Origin of the sequence: Tissierella sp. P1 (assembly GCF_002266425.1) — a bacterium.
In the GTDB taxonomy this organism is placed as follows: Bacteria; Bacillota; Clostridia; order Tissierellales; family Tissierellaceae; genus Tissierella; species Tissierella carlieri.
The window spans coordinates 1-22,468 of sequence record NZ_NPMN01000027.1; the positions used below are offsets into that span (position 1 = coordinate 1).

General features: G+C 30.3%; 20 protein-coding genes and 1 pseudogene. 16 read left to right on the forward strand and 5 right to left on the reverse strand.

Annotated features, from left to right (window positions below; genetic code table 11):
- The coding region (locus CIW83_RS16715) for a DUF434 domain-containing protein (protein ID WP_158220156.1) at positions 1 to 213 on the reverse strand (213 nt) is incomplete at its 3' end.
- A gap of 169 nt (positions 214 to 382) precedes the next feature.
- Between CIW83_RS16715 and CIW83_RS16720 the strand changes: the two genes are divergently transcribed.
- The 11 genes and pseudogenes from CIW83_RS16720 to abc-f all read left to right on the forward strand — a co-directional run bounded on the left by CIW83_RS16720 (position 383) and on the right by abc-f (position 11,367).
- Positions 383 to 568 (forward strand): alpha/beta-type small acid-soluble spore protein, encoded by a 186-nt coding sequence (locus CIW83_RS16720; RefSeq protein WP_094903264.1) that lies wholly within the window; start codon positions 383 to 385, stop codon positions 566 to 568.
- Between the two features lie 185 nt (positions 569 to 753).
- Positions 754 to 1,341, forward strand: coding sequence for a YdcF family protein (locus CIW83_RS16725; RefSeq protein WP_201259978.1), 588 nt, complete (start codon positions 754 to 756; stop codon positions 1,339 to 1,341).
- A gap of 95 nt (positions 1,342 to 1,436) precedes the next feature.
- A complete protein-coding gene (locus CIW83_RS16730; protein WP_094903266.1) occupies positions 1,437 to 2,309 on the forward strand; it encodes a MerR family transcriptional regulator in 873 nt (290 codons plus the stop codon).
- 109 nt (positions 2,310 to 2,418) lie between these two features.
- Positions 2,419 to 2,589 (forward strand): NOGCT domain-containing protein, encoded by a 171-nt coding sequence (locus tag CIW83_RS22010; RefSeq protein WP_158220157.1) that lies wholly within the window; start codon positions 2,419 to 2,421, stop codon positions 2,587 to 2,589.
- Between the two features lie 178 nt (positions 2,590 to 2,767).
- Positions 2,768 to 3,115 (forward strand): PadR family transcriptional regulator, encoded by a 348-nt coding sequence (locus CIW83_RS16735; protein ID WP_094903268.1) that lies wholly within the window; start codon positions 2,768 to 2,770, stop codon positions 3,113 to 3,115.
- A complete protein-coding gene (locus CIW83_RS16740; RefSeq protein ID WP_158220158.1) occupies positions 3,102 to 4,454 on the forward strand; it encodes an FtsW/RodA/SpoVE family cell cycle protein in 1,353 nt (450 codons plus the stop codon). The genes CIW83_RS16735 and CIW83_RS16740 overlap by 14 nt, the downstream gene beginning before the upstream one ends.
- 154 nt (positions 4,455 to 4,608) lie before the next feature.
- Positions 4,609 to 5,658, forward strand: coding sequence for a CPBP family intramembrane glutamic endopeptidase (locus tag CIW83_RS16745; protein WP_094903272.1), 1,050 nt, complete (start codon positions 4,609 to 4,611; stop codon positions 5,656 to 5,658).
- Between the two features lie 336 nt (positions 5,659 to 5,994).
- Positions 5,995 to 6,855 carry a helix-turn-helix transcriptional regulator gene (locus tag CIW83_RS16750; protein WP_094903274.1) on the forward strand — a complete coding sequence of 287 codons (861 nt, stop codon included), beginning with the start codon at positions 5,995 to 5,997 and terminating at the stop codon, positions 6,853 to 6,855.
- Positions 6,852 to 8,414 carry an ABC transporter ATP-binding protein gene (locus CIW83_RS16755; RefSeq protein ID WP_094903276.1) on the forward strand — a complete coding sequence of 521 codons (1,563 nt, stop codon included), beginning with the start codon at positions 6,852 to 6,854 and terminating at the stop codon, positions 8,412 to 8,414. The genes CIW83_RS16750 and CIW83_RS16755 overlap by 4 nt, the downstream gene beginning before the upstream one ends.
- A gap of 247 nt (positions 8,415 to 8,661) precedes the next feature.
- A pseudogene (locus tag CIW83_RS16760) lies at positions 8,662 to 9,560 on the forward strand (M42 family metallopeptidase).
- A 340-nt stretch (positions 9,561 to 9,900) separates the two neighbouring features.
- Positions 9,901 to 11,367 (forward strand): ribosomal protection-like ABC-F family protein, encoded by a 1,467-nt coding sequence (gene abc-f, locus CIW83_RS16765; protein WP_094903278.1) that lies wholly within the window; start codon positions 9,901 to 9,903, stop codon positions 11,365 to 11,367.
- Between the two features lie 238 nt (positions 11,368 to 11,605).
- Here the strand turns inward: abc-f and CIW83_RS16770 are convergent, their stop codons facing one another.
- Together CIW83_RS16770 and CIW83_RS16775 are read right to left on the reverse strand one after the other, a co-directional pair.
- A complete protein-coding gene (locus tag CIW83_RS16770) occupies positions 11,606 to 12,169 on the reverse strand; it encodes a chromate transporter (protein WP_094903280.1) in 564 nt (187 codons plus the stop codon).
- Entirely contained in the window at positions 12,162 to 12,740 is a 579-nt protein-coding gene (locus CIW83_RS16775) for a chromate transporter (RefSeq protein ID WP_094903282.1), read from the reverse strand. Before CIW83_RS16775 ends, CIW83_RS16770 begins: the two co-directional genes overlap by 8 nt.
- A 124-nt stretch (positions 12,741 to 12,864) precedes the next feature.
- On the opposite strand from CIW83_RS16775, the gene CIW83_RS16780 reads away from it, so the two are divergent.
- The 4 genes from CIW83_RS16780 (at position 12,865) to CIW83_RS16795 (ending at position 19,496) form a co-directional block, all read left to right on the forward strand.
- Positions 12,865 to 13,749, forward strand: a complete 885-nt coding sequence (locus tag CIW83_RS16780; protein WP_094903284.1) for a LysR family transcriptional regulator — start codon at positions 12,865 to 12,867, stop codon at positions 13,747 to 13,749.
- A 223-nt stretch (positions 13,750 to 13,972) separates the two neighbouring features.
- A complete protein-coding gene (polC, locus tag CIW83_RS16785; protein WP_094903286.1) occupies positions 13,973 to 18,310 on the forward strand; it encodes a DNA polymerase III subunit alpha in 4,338 nt (1,445 codons plus the stop codon).
- A gap of 424 nt (positions 18,311 to 18,734) precedes the next feature.
- Entirely contained in the window at positions 18,735 to 18,953 is a 219-nt protein-coding gene (locus tag CIW83_RS16790; protein ID WP_094903288.1) for a hypothetical protein, read from the forward strand.
- A 15-nt stretch (positions 18,954 to 18,968) separates the two neighbouring features.
- Complete coding sequence (locus CIW83_RS16795; RefSeq protein ID WP_158220159.1) at positions 18,969 to 19,496, forward strand: hypothetical protein; 528 nt, start codon at positions 18,969 to 18,971, stop codon at positions 19,494 to 19,496.
- A 115-nt stretch (positions 19,497 to 19,611) separates the two neighbouring features.
- Here CIW83_RS16795 and CIW83_RS16800 read toward each other — a convergent pair whose 3' ends face one another.
- Both CIW83_RS16800 and CIW83_RS16805 read right to left on the reverse strand, forming a co-directional pair.
- On the reverse strand, positions 19,612 to 19,845 hold the full coding sequence (locus CIW83_RS16800; protein ID WP_094903292.1) for a helix-turn-helix transcriptional regulator: 234 nt from the start codon (positions 19,843 to 19,845) through the stop codon (positions 19,612 to 19,614).
- Between the two features lie 12 nt (positions 19,846 to 19,857).
- Positions 19,858 to 20,457: a DUF2975 domain-containing protein gene (locus CIW83_RS16805; RefSeq protein WP_158220160.1), complete on the reverse strand. Its 600-nt coding sequence runs from the start codon at positions 20,455 to 20,457 to the stop codon at positions 19,858 to 19,860.
- Between the two features lie 225 nt (positions 20,458 to 20,682).
- On the opposite strand from CIW83_RS16805, the gene CIW83_RS16810 reads away from it, so the two are divergent.
- Entirely contained in the window at positions 20,683 to 22,467 is a 1,785-nt protein-coding gene (locus tag CIW83_RS16810; protein ID WP_094903296.1) for a thioredoxin domain-containing protein, read from the forward strand.
- Position 22,468: the final 1 nt, after the last annotated feature.

Genomic DNA, 22,468 nt, shown 5'->3' on the forward strand with positions numbered 1-22,468 from the left:
TTCAGTTGAAGTTGCTCTTTTTAGTGCAATTCTTTGTCTTGCAGAAAGCTGATAATGTCCTCCAACAAATTCTAATATTGAAGATAATTTATAATTTCTATCTAACAACCATTCAATTTCTTCTTGCGCAATACTAAGTTTTATTAAAGATTGCTCTGAAAACCATTTATGATCGTTAGGATCAAATCCTCTTTTTACTATTTTTACAGACAATGTCACTCCTCCTAAAGTTTAAGGTTAAATATTTGATTTCCTTATATATTATTTACTTATTGTCAAGATATTAATAAAAAAGATATTAGAATAACTTATATGGGGATAATTTGTTGGTTCTTACAAATACTATATATAGTGATAATTTAATTAATAGGAGATGAATTTAATGTCAAAAAATAAATTAATTGTTCCAGAAGCCAGAGAAGCTTTAGAAAAGTTTAAAATGGAGATTGCAAATGAATTTGGAGTAGATGATCCTAGAAATTTGGCATCCAAACATACTGGTTTGGTAGTACGAGAATTAGTAAGAATGGGGGAAGAAGAACTTATAGATAATAAGAGAATAGAGTAAGAAATATTAGACCATAGATAGATATATGGTCTTTTTAATTATATTATATATTATTAAAATTGAAAGAGAACTATAGATGGAATAAAGCATTATTAATGATATAATACTTATAATAAAATAAAGTTTTATACATATCCATTATAAAATTTTATTAGGACAAAAAAGTTGTAAAATAGGAGAAAGTTATGAAAAAAATAATGCTTAAAACAATGGTTATTCTTATTACAATGGTTTTAATATCTTTTTTAGTAATAGAAAGTCTAATTATTATTGAGGGAAAAAGAATATCAACAGAAAAAGTGGATTATGTTATCGTACTAGGAGCAAGACTTTACGGAGATATACCTTCTCCAGCCTTATTAGAAAGACTCAAGATAGCTAAAGGATATTTACTTGAGAATAGAGAGGTAAAAGTAGTGGTATCAGGTGGACAAGGTTCAAATGAGGATATTGCAGAGGCATATGCTATGGAGAAGTACTTAGTAGATAATGGTATTGAAAAAAGCAGGATAATTATCGAAGATAAATCTACATCTACTTTTCAAAATCTTAGGTTAAGTTTAGATAAGATAAGGGAAGTAGATGATAAAGAAAATATAAAGATTTTAATTGCATCTAATAAGTATCATATTTTCAGGTCAAAATTATTAGCAAAGAGATTAGGATTAATTCCTTATGGATTGCCTGCAAAAACACCACCCATAATTATCTTCAAATCTTATATTAGAGAATATTTTGCTGTAATAAAATCTTTTTTCTTAGATAAAATGTAGAATTCATGGGTAATTAGGAAGCGAAAATTATTTAGCTTAAGTACTTGACTACCACCTTGGGGAATAGATTAAGCTTAAATTAGGAGGTGGTAATAATGCAAATTAATGAAGTCTGTAAGCAAACAGGATTAACTAAGAAAGCAATTGAATATTATCAGAACAAGGGATTGATCTCCCCAATAATAAAAGAAAATGGATATAGGGAGTTTACAGATGATAACCTTGAACAATTGAAGATGATTTCTTTGCTAAGAAGGCTTGATTTAAGTACAGATGAGATTAGAGAAGTAATGGAAAGTAAGGATAAGAAATCTGTTCTAATAATGATAAAGCAAGAAAAGCAAATTCAAGCAAAGGCGAAACTAGCCCGAATAGAATTAATTGAAGAATTAATTCGTGAGGAAGATATGTATAAGGTTCAAGATAGGATTAATTTACTAGAGCAACAAACTACAATAAAAGAAAAATTGATGATGGCTTTCCCTGGATATTATGGTCGTTATATTAGTATTCATTTTGGCCAATTTCTCAATGAACCTATAAAGACAGAGGAACAAAATAGAATGTATGGTATAATAGTTGATTTCTTAGACAATATTGAATCAATACAAATACCGGAAGAGCTCCAACCTATATTAGATAAAGCTAATCTTGATATAGAAGACGAGGTACTGGAAAAACTTAATCAAAATATGCAAGCTGTATATGATGACTTTGAAACATACTGGAAAAACAACAAAGATAGTATAATTGAATATGCAGAGTTTAAGAAATCAAGGGAGTATCAAGATTCTATGATGGCTCAGCAAATGAATTTATTTCGTAAGTTTGGAGAAACGAGTGGATACTATGATATATTTATTCCAGCAATGCGAAAACTAAGTCCAGCATATGATAAATATTATGAAAAGATGCTAGAAGCCAATGAAAAATTAATCCAGAAGATTCCGGATATAGAGAAATGGTAAATTAGGATTTAGGGAAACCTTTCACTTTTTACCATATTATTAAACTAAAATATGAAAAGGCCAGCTTGTGAATATATGATTTTAAAAGATAGGGATGGATATTAGATCAATGATTAATATTGTTTTTCTAAAGGAAGGGGAGCCTATTGCATCATATGGTGTAGATAAAAATGGTGTATATTGTCTGGATGCTAAAATAGAAAACTATAAATTAAAAAGTGACAGTTTGAATTATGATCGAATACTAGAGATATATGATGAAAGTAAAAATGAGAATTAATAAGAAGAATTTATTGTGAACTTAGGAATTAGACAATGAGAAATGAAATGGAATATGATATTTGTAATAGAGAAAGGACTAAGAAGCTATAATAGCAGTTTCAAGGTCTTTTTTTCTTTATTGACATATATAGATAATCTATATATAGATTATCTATATATGGAAAGGAAGGGAAGATATGGCTATTAATAAGAATCTAATTACTGGGAGCACAACAATGTTAATATTAAAGCTCCTTGAAGAAAAGGATATGTATGGCTATTTAATGATTGAAGAATTGGCTAAGAAATCCGATAATACATTTTCATTAAAGGCAGGTACACTTTATCCATTACTTCATAGTTTGGAGCTAGAGGGTATGGTGAATTCATATGATGAGAAGGCAGATAGTGGAAGAATAAGAAAATATTATAGTATCACCAAGAAAGGTAGAAAAATGCTTGAAGAAAAGAAAGATGAATGGAAGACATATGCTTCAGCTATTAACAAAGTCTTACAAGGAGGTGCTAGTTTTGGAACAATCTAATAAAATCAAAGAATATTTAGAAACAGTTTGTGAGCAAATAAGATGGAAAAAGGCTCATGGAATTATTTCAGAGGAAATAGAGAATCACATTATTGACCAAAAAAACGCTTTTTTAGACGATGGATTAGATGATGAAACAGCAACTGCTAAGGCAATATTAGAAATGGGGGATCCTGTTACTATAGGTACAGGATTAGATGGCGTTTACAGACCAAAGCCGGAGTGGGGAATAATTATATTGACTAGTGTAATGCTCCTTCTAGGTATAGTGATTAGAGCCTTTATTACGTATGACTATCAGATGTCATGGAAATTAATTAATGGTATAGTATATACTTTGATAGGTATAGCTTTTATGACTATTGCATATTTCTTAGATTTCAGTATTATAGGTAAATATCCTAAGACGATATATTTTGGGTTGATTATAACAACTATAGGAATTGCGATTTTAGGTCGTACAATTCGGGGACAGAATTTCTATGTTAAGTTTATTATGCTGTTATTTCCGACGGCTCTTACGGGAATATTATATACTATGAGGAGTAAGGGGTATTGGGGAATAATCTTAAGTGGAGTATATTGCATTATACCAGGGATTATTTGTTTTAAGGCAGGATTATCAAGTTTAGCATTATATTTCATAACCTGTTTCATATTGATTATATTTGCAATAATAAAAGGTTGGTTTAATGTAAAAAAGATTAATGCCTTATTACTTGTTTGTATATTAACAGTCATCTTATCCATAGTTATATTAGTATCCATGAATGGCTATCAATTAGATAGACTAAAAGGTGCATTTGATCCTACGGTAGGAGGATATATGAAAAATATAGTAAAAAAGATAACCGAAAATGCGCAGTTTATAGGAAATAATAGATATGGAATTGATACAAGTAACTTAATTGAACTGGAATATATAGATACGGACTATTTATTAATCCATCTAATCGATAAAATAGGTTGGATATCTTTTATAATAATAATGCTTATTATCTTAGCTTTTATTATTCGCTCTCTTAGATTTAGCTTAACTCAAAAAGGAGTATTGGGAGGATTGGTGTCATTTTCCGTTATAATAAATTTTACTATGCAGGTTTTAATATACGTTGCAAATAATTTAGGTTTCCAATTAATTGCACCATTAACATTGCCGTTAATTTCTTATGGTGGAATTGGCACAATAATAAATATGTTTCTAATAGGCATTATGCTCTCAGTATATAAATCTGGCATCTTATATAAAAATGATAATAAGCTAAATATAAGCTCTAATAAAAATAAGATATTTCAGTTTATAGATGGAAAAATAATTATTGATTTTAACAGAAGATAAATAAAATTTATCACTCCCACAAACTATTTACAATATAATTACAATTTGCTGTGATTGAGTTAATTTACTATATTGATTGATAATATAATATCAATTGGGGTATAAGATAAAATATAGAAATAATTTTCTAAAATAAATTTATAGGGGTGATAAATTGGAAAAATATAATGTTTCAAATCGAGATCTTATTTTGTTTTTGGGGATTACTTTTGGATTAACGGCTATAATGGGGGTTGCTATGGGATTGGCATATCCTACATATTCAGTAGATTCTTTCCCTCTCACGCAGATGTATTATCCTGCTCTTGGTGTTATGGTTACTTTACTATTGAATAAAAAATGGAGAAAGGAACTACCAAAGAATTTTTTTCTAACATATTTATTTTTCGCACTCGCATCAATAGTTTATCTTTTAGTAAAAATATTTGGATTTAATCAAAACCCAAATGCTCATTTAGAGATATGGCTTATGATAGGTAGTTTTTTATTAATTATTGCATACAACAGTGATAATAAGGAAACGATAGAGAGCTTCGGATTAAAGTTTACAAAGAATATAAGGTCATCAACTATCCATATTTTATTATTTGTTATTCTATATTTAACTGCTATATTTATATCGTCACTGCTGGCTGGAGAGGTAGATAGCGTTATAGTACCATTTAAGAGCTTAGAAACCTGGATTAAAGTGTTACTCCTACCGCTTTCCTTTCCATTTACTTATATTGCATTTTTTGGAGAAGAATATGGATGGAGATATTTCTTACAGCCAGCTATTCAAGAACGAATAGGAAAAAGAAGGGGAGCAATAGTTGTAGGACTAATTTGGGGGATTTGGCATTTACCAATAAATATGTTCTATTATAGCCCAGAAACATCTCTTTATTCTGTCATAAATCAATTAATAGTTTGTATTGGATACTCAGTTTTCTTTGGATATGTATATATGAAGACTGAAAATATATGGACTATATCCATGATACATTTTATGAATAATAATCTCGGTTATGTATTATACGGTGCTAACGGAGCCAATATAGTATTTACATGGCAGTCAGTTTTAGTAAATTTATTACTTTTTTCAACAGTATATATGCCATTCTTACTAACTAAAGAGTATAGAAAGTCAGATATAGATATGGTGGAAACAGTGGAAGATACTGATGAAGGGATTGAGGTCACTAAGAAAGATATATTAAGTTAGAGATATGATTAGTCAAAAAATTAGATAAACATTTTACTTATATTCTTAATCAAGATGAAACTTTATCTTTTAGACTTAGTCAATAAATAATAGCAAAAAAATCCAGATTTCTATTAAGTTTAGTATATGGTGAAGTTAAATAGTATCTATAGATAGCACCTGAGAATAAGTGTTTAATCTATAGGTACTTTTTATTTTAATTTAAGCTATTTTAGTATTTTGATATTATTGAATAATAAAATTTGGAAATTTTATGAAAAGTGAAATGACTAATATTGACATCATACTAAAAATGATTTACTATGATATATATCATAGTGAAGTGAGGTGTTGAAAATGAAATTGATTTATGAAACTATTTCTTGGATTGAACAAAATCATAAGAATAGTTCCCCGTTTTTCAATCAAAAAGATAAAGCTATGAGCATTATAAGACGCTATATTATGTGGCTATGGATTAATGAAATTGAATTAAATTTTTCGAGTGAAAAAAGAAAGAAGTATTTAAAAGAATGTTATATACAAGTAGAAGGAGATATCTTAGCTGGAATTTTAAATCTAGACATAGAACAAGAGGATAAGGCAAGGCTTATTTACTTTCTTTATTTGAGTGATGAAGAAAAACAAGAATTAATTGAATCCATAGAAGAAGCAAAAGAGGAGGTAAAAAGAATTTACCATGAAGAGAAAGTTAACTACCATAATAATGAAAAGAACATATTAGAGCAATTGAAAAATCCTGAATATATGAAGCAATTGGTAAATCTTCGTTTTCAATCGGAAGTAAAGGTTACCCCATATGTAAGTCTAATAGATAAAGACTCTATGAAATTGCATTATCAACAAAGTCGTGGTGTTTTGTTGATAATAGGACATGAATATAATATAAAAAATGATATCTTCATGTATAGTCACAAGTCGAGCCTAGAAAAGTTCAAAGCATTAGGAGATGATACAAGGCTTAAAATAGTAGAATCAATTATAGAAGAACCTAAGACTGCATCTGAATTATCTTCACTATTAAACTTAACAATACCAACAATAGCTCACCATTTAAAGGTACTAGTTTTAGCAGGAATTATTTCTACTTGTGTAAATACTGAAGAAACAGCTAAAGTAACCTACGAATTATATTATCCTGGAATAGAAGATCTCATTGCTAACTTAAACAAGTTAATGCTAGGAGGGATAAGATGAATTTAGTAAAGCAACACAAGTCATTTCTTATATTATTACTGTCATTGATACTATTAAATTCTACAGCTATAATGATAACTCCTATACTTTTGAATCAATGGATTAATCAAGATATAAATATAGGGATTAGGCAAGTAGGGAGCATAGCAATATTATTAGTATTTTCTTATATTATCCAAATTATATTGATTTATTTAAGAGAAAAATTTGCATTAAATTTTAATATCCATCAAGCTATTAGTTTAACTAAGAAATTTTTCGGTTTAACTTATGATGATATTAATACAAAAGGGCCAACATATTATCTAGAAAGAATAGCTATTAGTGTCAATAGTTTATATATCTATTTAGCAGATGGATTTGTGCAGATGGTAGTAAATGTAATTATTGTCTGTGCAATTATTGTCCTAGTACTTACTTTCAATCAGCTATTAGCAGTTATTCTTCTGGGACTATTGCCTATTAATTATTTTGGCTACAGATCATTGAATAAAGAATTGCAGAAGAGATCAAAGGTTATGCAAGAAGAAACTTCTAGTGGCTGGAAAGATATATTAAATTTATGCAAGGAAACAGATTATATAAAACAACTAGCTACAAAGGATGCCTTGCTAGAAACAATGAAGGAGCCTTTTACAAGAATTTACAGCTCTATGGCAAAAGTCAATAGTTTCGCTCAAGGGATAAGTGCTACTTTACGTTCTTTTAATGAGCTAATGAAAAATTTAATGATTCTTTTGTTAGCTTATGGAGTAATTGTTAATGGTGAGAGCCCGCTGTCCATTGTCTTATTTAGCATTATATTACCATTGTATTTTAATGCAATAAATGGAATAACTAATGCTAATTTAGCTTCAAGAAATTTAAAGGAAAGCTCTCGATTTATAGAATATTTAGATGAAAATCAAGAAAATAATGGTGCAAAACTAATATCTTCAATAGACAAAATAGAATTTAATATTAAGAACTTATCTATAGGAAATCAAACCCTAAAATCAAATATTCAAGGTGTTTTTGAAAAAGGGGATATTGTATCAGTAAATGGAGATTCAGGTACAGGAAAGTCAACTTTGATGAAGCTATTACCTAAATTTAGAGTAACGGATGCTATTCTTATTAATGGTATAGATATTAGAGATATTAGTAATGAGAGTTTAAGAAAGCAGTTAGTCTATATGTCTCAGGAAGTTCCAATAGTGACAGGTACATTAAGAGATAATTTATTCTTAGGGAGAGCTTATAATGATAAAGAAATTAATCAATTAATAAAACTTCCAATCTTACAGTCAATTTTATCCAATAAATCATTAGACACAGTAATTGAAGAAAATGGAGCAAATCTTTCTGGTGGAGAGAAGCAAAAGATTGCATTAAGTAGGGTAATTTTTAATGAGGCTGATGTATTTGTCTTGGATGAAATAACTAGCAATATTGATAAGGAAACAGCAGGAGAAATTTATAAGACTATCATGTCAATAAATGAGGACAAGATTACTTTCATTATATCTCACGATAAGATGCATCTTTCATATTGTAATAAGGTTATTGATTTACAATAACATATATGAATTCTCCCAGCTATTTACTTCACATTATTTTCCATCTATAATAGATATAAGTAGATTTTTAACATAAATTGTTAGGATTAGTTTTATGATTAGGGGAGGAATTGAATTGAGTATTGATGTACAAAAGATTTCAGGTAGTATGAAAAAATATTTGGATATACCTAGTCCAACTGGGAATACAAAGGAAGCTATATTAGAAATTCAAAAGGATTTCAAGAAATTAGGATTAAGTACTAAAATGACTAATACAGGAGCTTTAATCGCAACTTTAAAGGGAGAAAATGATGATGATCATGTATTGATATCAGCCCATATGGATACCTTAGGTGGAATGGTCAAGGAAATAACTAATGATGGTAAGTTAAGGTATACTAGAGTTGGTGGTGGCAGCTGGTCTGCAGTTGAGGGAGAAAATTGTCATATAATAACAAGAAAAGGTAAAAAGATTCGAGGATCTATGATTCCAAAGATGGCCTCTACGCATATATACGGACAAGAGAAAGCAAGTGTAGTTAGAGATCAAACAAATATGTTTGTTAGAATAGACGAAATAGTGAAATCAAAAAAAGATGTACTAGACTTAGGCATTAGAGTAGGTGATTATATTGCTATGGATACTAGAACTGAAATAACAGAATCTGGATTTGTAAAATCAAGATATTTAGATAATAAGTTAGCAATAGGCATAGTATTAGAAATATGCAGATATTTCAAAGAAAACTCTCTAATGCCAAAGCATACTACATATTTTTACATTAGCAATTATGAAGAAGCAGGTCATGGAGTTTCTTTTATTCCGGAAAAGACAAAGGAAATGATAGCAATAGATGTAGGAATAGTAGGCGAGGGGCAAGAATCTAATGAGTTCAGTGTAAGTATTGCAGCAAAAGATAAAAAAGTCCATATGATTATGAATTCAGAAATAGACTTGTAGACATAGCGGAAGAAAATAATATAGATTATGTTGTTGATGTGTATAATTTTTATAGTTCTGATGCCAGCCAATGTATGTTACAGGGGAAAGACGTAATTTTTGCTGCTTTAGGACCAGCTGTAGATGCATCACATCATTATGAAAGAACTCATATTAAGTCTATAATAAATACAACAAATCTATTGATCAAGTATTTAATCTAGAAAACCTAATACATATGGAATATGTCATTAATAGTTTTATCCCTAGACAATGGAGTATTAATATGGTACTATATCAATAATAGAATGAAAGGGGTGCATCGATGATTACATTTCTTGCTAAATAATGAATTAAATAAGTACAACTATTATCTTTGCTTTGAGCAGAGGCAAGTTTTGTTGTGCAGATTTAGCGAGAAATCTCATTCAATATGTTGCATTAACTTCATCATTAATGATAATTAGAAGATTATTTTTGTATTTTAAGTTGAGAGTTTTCTGCTCTCAACTTTTTTGTTTGCAGATTCTCGCTAATAATTTTATTATGAAGGGAGAATTTAAAATGGCGTTAATTGATATTCGTAACTTAACATTTGAGTATCCAGGAAGTGTAGAACCTACTTTTAAAGACCTAAATTTACAATTAGATACAGAATGGAAATTAGGTTTTATAGGTAGAAATGGATATGGTAAAACAACTTTTTTAAAACTTTTGATGGATAAATATTCTTATGAAGGATTAATTATTAAACCAATTCCAATGTTTTATTTTCCTTTTTCTATTGAAGAGTATGATATTAAGACTTTAGAATTATTAGATGCTTTGCAACCGGATTTGGAATTATGGAAATTGCAAAGAGAAATGAATTTATTGGAAGTAGATGAAGATACTCTTTATCGTTCATTTTCCACATTAAGTGGAGGTGAACAAACAAAAATACTATTGGCGTTACTATTTGCGGAGGAAGAAAGGTTTTTGTTAATAGATGAACCTACCAATCATTTAGATACCCATGGTAGAGAAGTAGTTGCAAAATATTTGCAGAAGAAGAAGGGATTTATACTGGTATCTCATGATAGGAATTTCATTAATAATATAGTAGATCATATACTAACAATAGAGAAGAGTAAGATCGTTCTTCAGAAAGGAACCTATGATACCTGGGAGAAAAATAAGAATTTAGAAGATCAATATGAGCTAGAACAAAATCAAAAATTAAGAAAAGAAATTAGGAGATTAAAGCAATCAGCAAGGGAAAAGGCTATTTGGTCCGATAAAGTTGAGGATACTAAAATTGGAGATGGACCTTGTGATAGAGGCTATATAGGTCATATGGCGGCAAAGATGATGAAGCGTTCTAAAACTATAGAAAAAAGATATGAGAAAGCTATAGAAGAAAAAAACAAACTACTAAAAAATATAGAAACTATAGAGCCTTTACAAATGGATGTAATTGAACATCATGCGAAATACTATATAAAAGCAGAAGATTTTACAATTGCATATGAAAATAACAATATTTTTAATCCTATGAAATTTACAATAGAAAGCGGAGACTGTATTGTCTTTAGAGGTGATAATGGAACAGGTAAAAGTAGCATAATAAAGGCAATATTGGGAGAGGAAGTTCCTTGGAAAGGTAAGCTTGAGATTTCTAAGGGAATTGCCATCTCTTATGTTCCACAGAGATTCTCTTTTATTAGTGGAAATATAGATGAGTTTGTTCATGAAGAAAAATTAGATAAAACAAAATTTTTAACCATGTTGAGGAAGTTGGGATTTTCACGAAGCCAATTTGAAACTCCTATTGAAAATTTAAGTATGGGACAAAAGAAGAAAATATTTTTAGCTAAATCCATGTGTGAAGAAGCAAATTTATTTATTTGGGATGAGCCACTTAATTATATTGATGTAATTTCAAGAATTCAAATTGAGAATATGATTTTAGAATATTCCCCAACTATGATTTTAGTGGAGCACGATAAAAGGTTTATAGATAAAGTAGCTACTGATATTATAGAATTATAAATACAGCAATAAAGTTCAAACTTATAATTTTATTAATAAATAATTTTTATTGAAAGTGGAGAGTAAAAAATACTTTTATACAGAATAGAGAAAGGATGTCAACAGATTATCTGTTAGACATCCTTTGGTCTATGCCAGAAGACATATAAATATAAGGTATAAAAAGGTTATAGAATATGTTATTGGTTGTATTCTGATTCCTATATTAAAATTTATCTAAATTATAGTTTCTAAAATATCATTGATAAAGAAATAAACCTACAATACCTGTTAGAATAATAATAGAGATTGGATTTGTTTTATACTTTCTTAGTAAAAATAAAGAAATAATGAATACAAAGATAGCAGTAATATTAAAATTAAGCATTTTGGCATCAGGCCATTGGGAGCCACAAAAGGTAATTAAAAGGATAGTAAATGTAGAGGAAATAATAAGTCCAACAGAAATTGATCGTAGTCCTTTCAATATACTGGAAATGATATCTATATCTTTATGTTTCTTGAAGAACTTGTATAAGATAATAGAAAGAATAAACCCAGATATAATACATCCTAAGGTGGCTACTATAGCTCCAAATATACCTGCAATACGCATTCCCACAAAAGTTGAAGCATTAACTGCTAAGGGACCAGGAGTCATTTGTGAGATTGTAATAATATCAGTGAATTCTTTCAAAGTAAGCCAATGATGCAAATCAACTACTTGTTCCTGTATTAATGGTATTGTAGCATAACCTCCACCGATACTAAATAAACCAATCTGTAAAAAACTAACTAACAAAATAACTATATTTTTAGTCATAGTCCGCCCCTCCTTTCTTGGTTTTCAAATAAGTCTGTATAAAACATAGAAATGAACAGAAAATAATAATTAAAATAACATTGATATTTAAAAAGAAGCTAGCAAAAAATGAAGCAGGGACGATTAATGTTAATAACCAATTTTTTTCATCTAAAATTTCTTTACTCATATCAATGAGTAAATTCACAATAGTAGCCGCAACACCTGCCTCCATTCCTTTTAGGATAGAAGAAATAATTCTATTATCTCGAAATACGCTATAGCAAGAAGAGATAACAGATAAAATAAGTAAGGGGGGTAGGACTGCTCCGATACAACAGATGATTGCACCTATAATTCCAGCAATACGATAACCTACTAATACAGAAATATTAACTGCAATTGCACCAGGTGTTGATTGGGAAATGGCTGCCATATCTAATAACTTCTGTTCATTAACTAATTTTAAATTATTTACGAAATATTTCTGGATCATAGGTATAACAACATATCCACCTCCAAAGGTAAATGCACTTATAGAAAACATTATTTTAAATAATGAAAAATAAAGTTTTAGCTTATTAGATTTCATAATGATAAAATTCTCCTTCATATATAAATTATAGATCTTCTATATTATATCCTATGGAAATATCATAAGTAAAATAGTATAATATTATAATAAACATAACTGATTAGTAATGAGAGGGATTTATATGAATTTGAGACATTTGCGTATATTTAAAGCTGTATGCGAAGAAGAGAGTATTACAAAGGCATCTGAAAAGCTGTTTATGACGCAGCCGGCAGTTTCTCATGCAATCAATGAGCTAGAATCCTATTTAGGTATTTGTCTATTTGACAGAATTTCTAGGAGACTTTATCTAAATGAAACAGGTAAATTATTTTTAGCAAAGGTAATAAAGCTTTTAGATTTGTATGATGATTTGGAACAAAACTCTAAAGAATTGGAGGATAATGCAACTATCAAGATTGGGTCAAGCATAACTATTGCCAGCTTTATCTTACCTAAGGTAATAGCAAATTTCGAAGCGGTTTGCAATAATACTTCCACAAAGGTTATAATTGATAATGCTAGAAATATCGAAAATATGCTGCTTAATAATGAAATTGATTTAGGATTGATTGAAGGGGTTATCTATAAGGAGGAGTTAATGAGAATTCCATTTTCAAATTATGAGTCAGCAGTAATTTGTTCACCTCAACATAAATTTGCTCTAGAAAAATCGATAGATGTTAATTCATTAATGAAGGAAAGGCTATTGCTGAGAGAAAAAGGCAGTGCCATTCGTGATGTTTTTGACAGTGCATTATTATTACATAACATAACTGTAAACCCGGAGTGGACCAGTGTAAATTCACAAGCTTTAATTTATGCAGTAAAACAAAATTTAGGAATAAGTGTGCTTCCCAAAATATTAGTGGAAAGAGAACTTATCAATGGAGAGATTCTTGAAGTAAAAGTAAATGATTTAGAATTAGCAAGTGTAAATCACATTGTACTCCATAAAGATAAGATCCAAACTAAGAATTATAAAATACTAATTGAAATAATAAGGAATAAAGGAAATGACAAATAGACTATCTTTACTAAAGCTTATTCATAAGATAGTCATACTCGATAGGTTTTTGTCGTCTTGAAAAAGTAGTAAATAAGGGAGAAAAGATAGGAATAGATTCAATGATAAATAGAGAATATTATTAATGGTATATCAATTATTAATCATCCTAACTTTAAAATTATAAGCATATCTTGTATAATAGTATAATGTTGAAATATTTATAAGAAGGTCAGGGAATAAAATGAAAAGAATAAATGAGATTTTCAATGATTATGAGGCAAAGGGCAATATAAATACTGCAACAGTAGAAGGCGTAGTCTTAAGAAAAGATGATAAGACATTGGAAATGAAAATTAGAACCGATAAATATATTGAAATTAGAGAAATCGAAGGACTTAATGATTTTATAAAGGAAAGATTTTCATTAAATGATTCTAAAATTATTGTAGAGTATGCTGAGGAAATTGATAAAATGCCTATAGAAGAGGAATTAAGAGATATTATATTTGCCATGTCAGATAAATATCCTGTATTAAATGCAATTAAAAACAATTGTGAATTTGAAGTATTTGAAAATACCATTAATTTAAATTTTAAAATCCCAGCATCAAATGTTTTAAGATCCATGGGTTATAATAGAAAAATCAGAAATACTATAAAAAAATTTTACGGAACAGAATATGAAATAAATTTTGTTGATAAAATATGCAATGAAGAGTTCAAAAGGCTGCAAGAAGATGTATATTCAAATGAGATTATGCTAATTCAAAAAGAGGCTAAGATTACACAAAGTAACAATGATTTTAAATTTCCTAAAGAAACTGTAAAGAAACAGGAAATGAAAGTAGAAACTAATGGTAAAAAGAATGACCCATTCCTAATATTAGGTAGAAGCTCTAAAATTAAAGAAGCTATAACAAAGATCACTGACATTACACCATATGAAGGTAAGGTAGCAATAGAGGGTGAAATATCTAATATAGAATCTAGGGAGCTAAGAAGTGGGAAAATTCTAGTGTCTTTTGATTTATATGATGGGTCAAGTTCCATAACATGTAAGTCCTTTATAAAAGGTGATGATATTGAGGTATTAGATAAGATTAAAAAAGCCAAAGGTGTTAGACTTTCTGGGAATGCAGCTTATAGCAATTTTTCTGGCGAAGTTGAGATTATTGCTAATACTATAATAGAAACAGAAGGAATAAAGAAGGCTAAAAGAGATGATTATGCAGAGGTGAAGAGGGTAGAACTTCATATGCATACACAAATGAGTCAGATGGATGCTATGACTAGTGCCACTGATTTAATTAATAGAGCCATGAGTTGGGGGATGAAATCCATTGCCATAACAGATCATGGAGTGGTGCAGGCCTTTCCTGAAGCACATAAGCTTTTAGGAAGAGATAATCCGGATATGAAAGTTATATATGGGGTAGAAGCTTACTTGACACCAGATAAAAAGCCCTCTGTAACAAAGCCTAAAGGACAGAGTATTGATACTATATATTGTGTACTTGATTTAGAGACCACAGGCTTTTCGGCAGCAACAGAAAAAATTACTGAAATAGGAATTATGAAACTAAAAGATGGAGTGGTAATAGATAAGTTTAGTACATTTGTAAATCCTGAAAAGTCTATTCCACAAAGGGTTGTGGAGGTTACCAATATAACTGATGATATGGTTAAAGATGCAGAAACTATAGATAAGATTTTTCCTAAAATGTTAGATTTTATTAATGGTAGTGTGTTAGTTGCACATAACGCTGATTTTGATATAAATTTTTTAAGACATAATGCAAAGGTATTGGGATATGAATTTGACTTTACATATATAGATACCTTATCCTTAGCTCGAGAAGTCTTTCCTGATTTTAAGAGCTATAAATTGGGAAGAATAGCTAAAAACCTTGGTATAAAGGTTGAAGTTGCCCATAGGGCCTTAGACGATGTAGATACCACTGTAAAGGTATTTAATATTATGCTTGAAAAGCTAAAGGAACTGGGAGCCGAAACCCTTGAGGATATAGATAGATATGCTGCTAGTGAGGAATCTAAGAAGGAGGAATATAAAAAGCTTAAAACCTATCATGCTATAATACTTGCAAAGAATTATATTGGATTAAAGAATTTATATAAGCTTGTATCCTATTCTCATTTAGATTATTTTTATAAGAGACCACGTATTTTAAAGAGCCTCTATAAAAAATATTCTGAGGGATTAATTCTTGGCAGTGCATGTAGTGAAGGGGAACTTTATCAATCAATACTCTTAGGAAAACCCGAGGAGGAAATTGAATCAATCGCAAAGGAATACGACTATTTAGAAATTCAGCCTTTAGGAAATAATGATTATTTAATAAGAAATGAGCAAGTGGAAAATATAGAAAGCTTAAAAGAAATCAATAGAAAGATTGTACGTCTTGGGGAGAAATTAAACAAACCTGTAGTTGCTACTGGAGATGTTCACTTCTTAGATCCTGAGGATGAGATATATAGACGTATATTGGAAACAGGTCAAGGATATAAAGATGCAGACAATCAAGCTCCTTTGTATTTAAAGACTACAGAGGAAATGCTTGAGGAATTTTCATACTTAGGAAGGGAAAAGGCTTATGAGGTTGTGGTTACAAATACTAATATGATTTCTGATATGTGTGAACAAATTAGTCCCATTTCATCAGAAAAGGCCACTCCGCATATAGAAGGCTGTGAGCAGACTATTCGAGATATTACTTATGGAAAGGCTCATGAGCTCTATGGAAATCCATTACCTGAAATTGTTCAAGAAAGGCTTGATAGGGAGTTAGATTCCATTATAAAGAACGGATTCTCAGTAATGTACATTATCGCACAAAAGCTGGTATGGAAATCCAATGAGGATGGTTACCTTGTAGGATCTAGGGGCTCCGTCGGTTCATCTGTTGTAGCGTATATGACTGGTATAACAGAAGTAAATGCTTTGCCACCTCATTATAGGTGTTCAAAATGCAAGCATTCTGATTTTACAGATTATGGCTATAAATTAGGCTTTGATTTACCTGATAAGATATGTCCAGTTTGCGGAGAAAATTTAACTAAAGATGGAATAGATATACCTTTTGAAACCTTCTTAGGCTTTAATGGGGATAAAGAGCCAGATATAGATTTAAACTTTTCGGGAGAATATCAGGCAAAGGCTCATAGGTATACGGAAGTTATCTTTGGAAAGGGTACAACTTTTAAGGCGGGTACTATAGGTACCATTGCAGAAAAAACAGCCTTCGGCTATGTGAAGAAATATTTTGAGGAGAAAAACATAACGGCAAATAAAGCAGAAATTCTTCGAATCTCAAAAGGTTGTACAGGTATTAAAAGGACTACAGGTCAGCATCCTGGGGGAATAATAGTTGTGCCAAAGGGGCGAGAAATCTTTGAATTCTGTCCAGTTCAGCATCCTGCTGATGATCCAAATTCAGATATTATAACAACTCACTTTGATTATCACTCTATTGACGAGAATTTACTAAAACTGGATATATTAGGGCACGATGACCCCACAGTTATAAGAATGCTCCAAGATATTACTGGAGTAGATCCGCAAAAGATACCTATGGATGATAAAAAGACCATGTCCATATTTTCATCTACTGAGGCTTTGGGAGTGACGCCAGAACAGATAAATTCCAAGGTAGGAACATTTGGTATTCCTGAATTTGGTACTAGATTTGTAAGGGGAATGCTATTAGATACAATGCCAAAGACTTTTATGGATTTAATATGTATATCTGGACTTTCCCATGGTACTGACGTATGGCTGGGAAATGCTAAAGATTTAATTGATTCAGAAATAATTGTCAGCATAAGTGAAGCTGTATGTACTAGAGATGATATTATGGTTTATCTTATTAAAAAAGGCTTACCACCAAATACTGCCTTTAAGATAATGGAAACAGTTCGTAAGGGGAAGGCTTTAAAAGATCCAAAATGGCCAGAGTATGAGAATTTGATGAGGGAGTTTGATGTACCAGAATGGTATATTAATTCATGTAAAAAGATAAAGTATATGTTCCCCAAGGCCCATGCTGCAGCCTATGTAATGATGGCCTTCAGAATAGCATGGTTTAAGGTTTATATCCCTAAGGCGTATTATGCAGCATACTTTTCGATTAGAGCAAAAGCCTTTGATGCAGAATTTATGATATTTGGTAAAGAAAAGGTTAAGGAAAAGATGAAGGAAATTGAATTGATGGGGAATGATGCTGCTCCTAAGGATAGGGACATGTACGATGACTTGGAATTGGTTTTAGAGATGTACGAGAGGGGGATTAAATTCCTGCCTATTGATTTATATAAATCTCATGCAACAAAATTTCTGGTTGAGGGAGAGTATTTAAGACCGCCTATTAACAGTATCCCTGGAATGGGAACTGTCGCTGCTGAAGGTATATATAATGCAGCCCAGGAAGAACCTTTCAGCTCCATAGAAGATTTAAGGAAACGTGCTAAGATTGGAAATGCTGCGATAGACTCATTAAAAAAGTTTGATTGTTTAAAAGAACTTCCTGAAAGTGATCAAATAAGCTTTTTTGATGTAGGCTAACGGCTCTGTTATGTAGCAATTATATTAAAGTGAAAGATCATAAGCTTAACAATTAAGTTTATGGTCTTTTTATTTTATCTTAATATCCATCATCTCCATTTATATCCATTGGCCATAGTACCTGCCATTGGTGCCATGTAACCCAATTACTGCAATTGATAAAATAGCTTAAGCCATTGAGAATTAATACTTAAGCTGTTTTTATAGTAGGCTCTTAGCTTCTATATTATTTTGTGTTGCCTACTAAATAAAATAACAATATATCTTATTAAGTCTTTTGAACAAGCTGATAAAGTTGGGCCCATCTATATAATAACATCTGGAAATTTATGATATAATCTTAATATGAAAACTTTAGTCCAGTACATAGTTGTAGCAAAATGCGAGCTAAAGATTATTAAGATTTTTAATAGGAGTGGTCTAGATGAAAACCAAAATTATAAATGTGCTTATTGTGTTTCTATTAAGTATTTCAATTATTGGGTGTTCAAGCGGGAAAAAAAGTTTAAACTTAAACAATAGTAGTACAAATAGTAACAAAATTTCTGATACCAGTGTTCCAACAGATCCTTCTTCTACCTCCTTAGACAGCAATAGTGAAAACCCAGAGACCCAGATGCTATCTAATAACTCGGTATTGTAAGCATATAAAGAAGTATTGCAGAACGAGACTGAATTCTTTAGCACAGATAACAAGAAAAAATTATATCTGAATGGCTTTTTAACTAACGAAGGAATTTATGACACTATCTTCGAAGTAACGCACTTTACGGTGCTAGACATGGATGGTGACAAAGCTGTTGTTCTTGAATTATCAGTAGGCGATGAACCAGAGTTTTATGAAGTCTTGCATTATATGAATGATACAGTTTATGGATACCTTATTGCGTACAGGGGTTTAGAAGGGCTAAAAGCAGATGGAACATTTAGTTATTCAAGCGGTGCGGCAGATAATGGAACCGGAAAATTGAAATTGGAGTCAGATGCCTTTGAAACTGATATATTAGGGTACAGTAAGTCAAGTCAAGGCGATGATAACTTAATCATATCATATTTCATTAATAATGAACCAGTTACGGAAGAGTCCTTTGATTCTTTCATGAATGAACAATTTGGAAAAAAAGATGCAGTATGGTATGAATTTTCTCAAAGGAATATTGAAACTGAACTCTCTATAAATCCATAAAAAGGGTTCCCTTAAAAAAAGCTATGAGATTATATCTCATAGCTTTTTTGGGTATTCTTGACGCAGTAAAAAGTTAACTTGCCATTGGCACCATATCCGTTATTAATAGGAATTTTTACATGCTGCAATTATCTTCCTCATAGTCACTTTCTATATATTCTAAAATGTCTCCTGGTTGACATTTCAATTCTCTGCAAATAGCATTGAGAGTTGAAAACCTTATAGCCTTTACCTTTCCAGTTTTAAGATTAGACAGATTGACAATTGAAATACCTACAAGCTCCGATAATTCGTTAAGTGATATTTTCCTATCTGCCATCATGCGATCAAGTCTTACAATTATCGCCATACTATCATCCTCCTAAACTGTCTCATCATATTCATGCTGAAGGTAACTGCCATACTTAAATACACCACTAAGTATAAACATCATAAACCCAGCTAATATTAAATAAAGGTTTACTGAAAAGTTTGTACTTACATTTTGAATTTTTAAAGTATTTATCACTGAACTGGCCATAAAAACTTGAGACGCCGGAATTAAAAATGAGCCTAAAAGTAATATGAGCCCAACCATTGATATCCTTTTTGCGTTTTGTATTGAAAAGGGTTTAGCATCTTCTATAGTCTTTAGAATAAGGCATAATTGTTTAAGTAATGGGGTAACTAAAACAAAAATTAATGTTGATATTATTGTTATTGAAGAATATATATTTTTCGTATTAACCTCATGTGTTATTTCATTAAGATTATACCTAATCAATCCATCAAGGTAAAATCCGGAGTGCCCTGTACTGCTTTTACTTACTACAAAGTTCGAATCAGGTACTAAGAGAATAACTATAAAAGCAACTAAAGACACACAGGCAGCAACAATCGCTATCCAATAAAATGCATTCAAAACAACCTCCAAATTGTGTGAATATCTTTTGATTTTTTGCATTTCAGATTTGTAATTCATACATTTACCCCCTAAACTAAATTTATACATTTATTATAATTAAATATTTTATCAATGTCAATAAAATTTTAATGATTATCGATAAATTATAATCCTAATGAGGGTATCTGATAAAATAAAAATTGAAATAATAATCAAGTAAAATAAAGGATACTACTGAAATGAAAAGTAGTATCCTTTATTTTGGATATAATAAACTAAAAGATATAGAAAGAAGTTGATAGTATGACTGATTCAAATAGAGTGCACAATAGATTAATTCATGAGAAATCACCATACCTTTTGCAACATGCCCATAATCCTGTGTATTGGTATCCTTGGAGTGAAGAAGCTCTAACAAAAGCTAAAGAAGAAAACAAACCCCTATTTATATCCATCGGATATAGTACCTGTCACTGGTGTCATGTAATGAACAGAGAATCATTCCAAGACGAAGAAGTCGCAGAAGTATTAAATAAATATTTCGTTCCAATAAAAGTAGACAGAGAAGAAAGACCAGATATTGATAAGGTATATATGACATTTTCTGAAGCCATGACTGGATCTGGTGGATGGCCGCTTAATATATTAGCAACACCAGAAGGAAAACCTTTTTTTGTGGGGACATATTTTCCTAAGAGAACTAGAAGCAGGATGACAGGGATAATTGATTTAATTAATAAAATCAATAGACTATGGAAAAATGATAAAGATAAGGTATTGGAAGAATCAGAATATATCTTAGAAGAAGTAAAGAAAAGATATCTAGTAAATGAAACAGGAAATATAAAAGAGACAGTGAATAATGATGCAAAAGAAGGATTAATGAGAATATTTGATGAAAAAAATGGTGGATTTGGGTCTTATCCCAAATTTCCTATGCCACAATATCTATGGTTTCTCTTAGAACATAGTAGAAAAAATAACTATAGAGAAGCTTTGAAAATAACAGAGATTACTCTAGAAAAAATGTATAAAGGAGGCATTTTTGACCATATAGGATACGGCTTCTATAGATATTCCGTAGATGAAAAATGGTTAATACCTCATTTTGAAAAAATGCTCTATGACAATGCACTATTAGGAATTGTCTATACAAGAGCATATGAGATAACCGGAAAATCATTATATAAAGAAGTGGCAGAAAAGATATATGCCTTTGTAATAAGAGATATGTCATCTACAGAAGGAGGATTTTATTCAGCATTAGATGCAGAATCAGAAGGAGAAGAGGGAAAGTTTTATATATTTGACTATGATGAAATACTAAATGTCTTGGGAGAGGAGATAGGAGAATTATATTCTAAGTACTATAATATTACAGAAGAAGGAAATTTTGAAGGCTCCAATAACCCTAATCTAATTTTACATGATTTGAATGAGATATCAGAGTTGGATAGATCAAATCTTGATAAAGCTAATAAGATACTCTTTGAATACAGAAATAAAAGAATTAAACCCCATAGAGATGAAAAAATATTAACTTCATGGAATGGTTTAATGATAGCTAGTTTAGCACATGCAGCTCAAATATTTAATAATGAAGACTACAGTAAAATAGCTACAAAATCATCAGATTTTATAATAGAAAACTCCATGGATAAAGAAGGCCATTTATTATCGACTTATATAAATGGAGAAGGCTATAATGTTGGTTTTTTAGAAGACTATTCATTCTTTATATATGGATTACTTGAGCTATTTGAAGCAACAAATGATAATAAATATTTAGACCTAGGGGTAAGATTAACTGAAGATATGATAAAACTCTTCGGAGATACGAAAGATGGAGGATTATTTTTCTATAGCAATATATCAGAACAGTTAATAATGCGACCAAAGGATGTTTATGATGGTGCTATACCATCTGGTAATTCCATGGCTATAATGAGTTTATTTAAACTATACAATTTAACTAAAGAAGAAAAATATAAAAAGATTGCCAATAAAATGCTCTATGCCTTTGGAGACGATATAAACAATAATCCACTTTCACACCTATATTCAGTAATTGCAATAGAACAAAGATAGA

Coding starts and splice junctions, on each gene's coding strand:
- CIW83_RS16790 (WP_094903288.1), top strand. CDS start 18,735: ATGAAAACCAAAATTATAAATGTGCTTATTGTGTTTCTATTAAGTATT.
- CIW83_RS16750 (WP_094903274.1), top strand. CDS start 5,995: ATGAAATTGATTTATGAAACTATTTCTTGGATTGAACAAAATCATAAG.
- CIW83_RS16775 (WP_094903282.1), bottom strand. CDS start 12,740: ATGAAATCTAATAAGCTAAAACTTTATTTTTCATTATTTAAAATAATG.
- CIW83_RS16725 (WP_201259978.1), top strand. CDS start 754: ATGAAAAAAATAATGCTTAAAACAATGGTTATTCTTATTACAATGGTT.
- CIW83_RS16770 (WP_094903280.1), bottom strand. CDS start 12,169: ATGACTAAAAATATAGTTATTTTGTTAGTTAGTTTTTTACAGATTGGT.
- CIW83_RS16810 (WP_094903296.1), top strand. CDS start 20,683: ATGACTGATTCAAATAGAGTGCACAATAGATTAATTCATGAGAAATCA.
- CIW83_RS16755 (WP_094903276.1), top strand. CDS start 6,852: ATGAATTTAGTAAAGCAACACAAGTCATTTCTTATATTATTACTGTCA.
- CIW83_RS16800 (WP_094903292.1), bottom strand. CDS start 19,845: ATGGCGATAATTGTAAGACTTGATCGCATGATGGCAGATAGGAAAATA.
- CIW83_RS16735 (WP_094903268.1), top strand. CDS start 2,768: ATGGCTATTAATAAGAATCTAATTACTGGGAGCACAACAATGTTAATA.
- polC (WP_094903286.1), top strand. CDS start 13,973: ATGAAAAGAATAAATGAGATTTTCAATGATTATGAGGCAAAGGGCAAT.
- CIW83_RS16780 (WP_094903284.1), top strand. CDS start 12,865: ATGAATTTGAGACATTTGCGTATATTTAAAGCTGTATGCGAAGAAGAG.
- abc-f (WP_094903278.1), top strand. CDS start 9,901: ATGGCGTTAATTGATATTCGTAACTTAACATTTGAGTATCCAGGAAGT.
- CIW83_RS16805 (WP_158220160.1), bottom strand. CDS start 20,457: ATGAATTACAAATCTGAAATGCAAAAAATCAAAAGATATTCACACAAT.
- CIW83_RS22010 (WP_158220157.1), top strand. CDS start 2,419: ATGATTAATATTGTTTTTCTAAAGGAAGGGGAGCCTATTGCATCATAT.
- CIW83_RS16730 (WP_094903266.1), top strand. CDS start 1,437: ATGCAAATTAATGAAGTCTGTAAGCAAACAGGATTAACTAAGAAAGCA.
- CIW83_RS16720 (WP_094903264.1), top strand. CDS start 383: ATGTCAAAAAATAAATTAATTGTTCCAGAAGCCAGAGAAGCTTTAGAA.